The organism is Enterobacter cloacae complex sp. S3, assembly GCF_014930495.1.
Lineage (GTDB): Bacteria > Pseudomonadota > Gammaproteobacteria > Enterobacterales > Enterobacteriaceae > Enterobacter > Enterobacter asburiae_B.
Genome location: NZ_JADBRD010000074.1, coordinates 1 through 2,083 on the forward strand (window position 1 = coordinate 1; position 2,083 = coordinate 2,083).

Sequence of the window (2,083 nt, forward strand, 5' to 3'; positions counted from 1 at the left end):
AGTAAGTTGGCAGCATCACCTGGCAGCTGAAAGTATGAATAATAACGCCCTGACAGGATATTTTATTGCACCCTGTCAAAAGTCATACATTCTTTCCCGGTTTTTGCTTTCTCATACCGGATAACTCTATTTAAGGCTTAAGGATAACCTTCGTCCATCCTTCATCCCGCTCATCGAAGTGCTTATATCCGGCAGGAGCCTCTTCAAGCGAAAGACGATGAGAAATTATTTTGCCCGGACTGGCTTTATCGTGATGGATGAGGCGAGACAGCTGACGGTTATAGGCCTTAACGTTCGCCTGGCCGGTACGGATTGCCTGTCCTTTAAACCAGAAACTCCCAAAATCAAATGGCATCTTACCCTCTCTGGCAAGCTCCGATTCAGCCCCCGGATCCTGAGGAATAAAGACGCCAACCACACCAATTCCCCCGGTTGCTTTCGTCGACGCAACAAGACTGTTCATGGTGACAGAGTTATCTTCATGGCCATGTTTGTTACAGCACTGATAGCCAACACATTCGCAGCCACAATCCGTACCGCGTCCATCCGTCAGGTCGAGAATTTTTTGTACAGCTTCATCGCCAGTAGCATTGATGCCCGTCGCCCCCATTTTTTCAGCCAGAGCCAACCGGTCTGTGTGCGTATCAACCACAAACACCTGTGAAGCACCTTTAATGATCGCCGAATGAGCTGCCATCAAACCGACCGGCCCCGCGCCATAAATGGCCACGCTTTCACCAGGCTTCAATCCGGCAAGTTCTGTTGCATGCCAGCCGGTAGGAAAAATGTCAGAGAGCATCACATAATCATCTTCTTTTTCTGCCGCATCAGGGGGAAGAACAAGGCAGTTAAAGTCGGCAAATGGCACCCGAAGCAGTTCCGCCTGCCCCCCCTCCCAGGGACCCATTTCAGCAAAACCATAAGCTGCGCCTGCCGAACCCGGATTGGTAGTGAGACAAAAGCCGGTCAGACCTTTTTCACAGTTTTCGCAAAAACCACATCCCACGTTAAACGGCAGACAAACATAGTCGCCCACCTTAATACGTTCAACGCCTGAGCCAATTTCGACCACTTCACCCAGGTTTTCGTGACCCAGAATCCGTCCCTGTTCAAAGCTGGTCCGGCCCTCATACATGTGCAAGTCCGACCCACAAATGTTGGTGGTGGTGATGCGGACGAGTACATCCGTGGGGCGGACAATTTTCGCATCCGGTACGTCTTTTACTTTTACATCATAAGGACCGTTGTAAATTACTGCTTTCATGATCTTCTCCTTCTTGCGTGCGGAAAGGAAATGCTGCCCGGCGGATTGGGGTATCAATCGAGTTTAGCTGCCATAACAGATCTCGCGATCGGCGAAAGGACGATTAGGATGTTTCTTAACTAAGTGCATTGAAGTCTGTAAGACAGGTACTTACCGATGAAGGCTGCCTGGAAAACGTAAAAACATCACACGTTAATCCGGTTTTTTTAAGCAGGCAGGGGATTACGGACAGCTTTGAGCGAGAAGCGGATAAAGTAAATCTATCTCATTTCTGCATTGTGCCAGAAGTAGACATAGGTGAATTAGGTAACCCTAGTGGACTGACCCCACGCCCGTAGACAAATTCTGTCCTCACGATGAGGCCTGTTCGAAGGCCTCCGGACTGAGGCCGCCGAGGTGACTGTGGCGCCGGGCCCGGTTGTAGAACACTTCAATGTAATCGAAGATATCGGCCCGGGCCAGATCCCGGGTTTTATAGATGCGTTTTCTGATCCGCTCTTTTTTCAGCGAACTGAAGAACGATTCGGCCACCGCATTATCCCAGCAGTTGCCACGCCTGCTCATGCTCGGGGCCAGGTTATTAGCCCGGCAGAAGCGCTGCCAGTCGTCACTGCCGTACTGGCTGCCCTGGTCTGAGTGCACGATGACCTCGCCGTCCGGTTTTCGCCGCCAGACGGCCATCATCAGCGCGTCGAGTGCCAGTTCGCGTGAGAGAGTGGGCTTCATCGACCAGCCGACCACATTACGGGCGAAGAGATCGATAACCACCGCCAGATACAGCCAGCCCTGCCAGGTGCGGAGTAGAGTAAGAGGCAGGGC

At 51.7% G+C, this 2,083-nt stretch carries 2 protein-coding genes; both read right to left on the minus strand.

The features are described 5' to 3' along the window. Nucleotides 1-130: 130 nt before the first annotated feature. A complete protein-coding gene (locus tag IM317_RS23275; protein WP_017384068.1) occupies nucleotides 131-1,264 on the minus strand; it encodes a glutathione-independent formaldehyde dehydrogenase in 1,134 nt (377 codons plus the stop codon). A 351-nt stretch (nucleotides 1,265-1,615) separates the two neighbouring features. Further along, on the minus strand, nucleotides 1,616-2,083 hold a 468-nt coding region (locus IM317_RS23280), incomplete at its 5' end, for an IS3 family transposase (RefSeq protein ID WP_193362541.1).

Coding starts and splice junctions, on each gene's coding strand:
- IM317_RS23275 (WP_017384068.1), bottom strand. CDS start 1,264: ATGAAAGCAGTAATTTACAACGGTCCTTATGATGTAAAAGTAAAAGAC.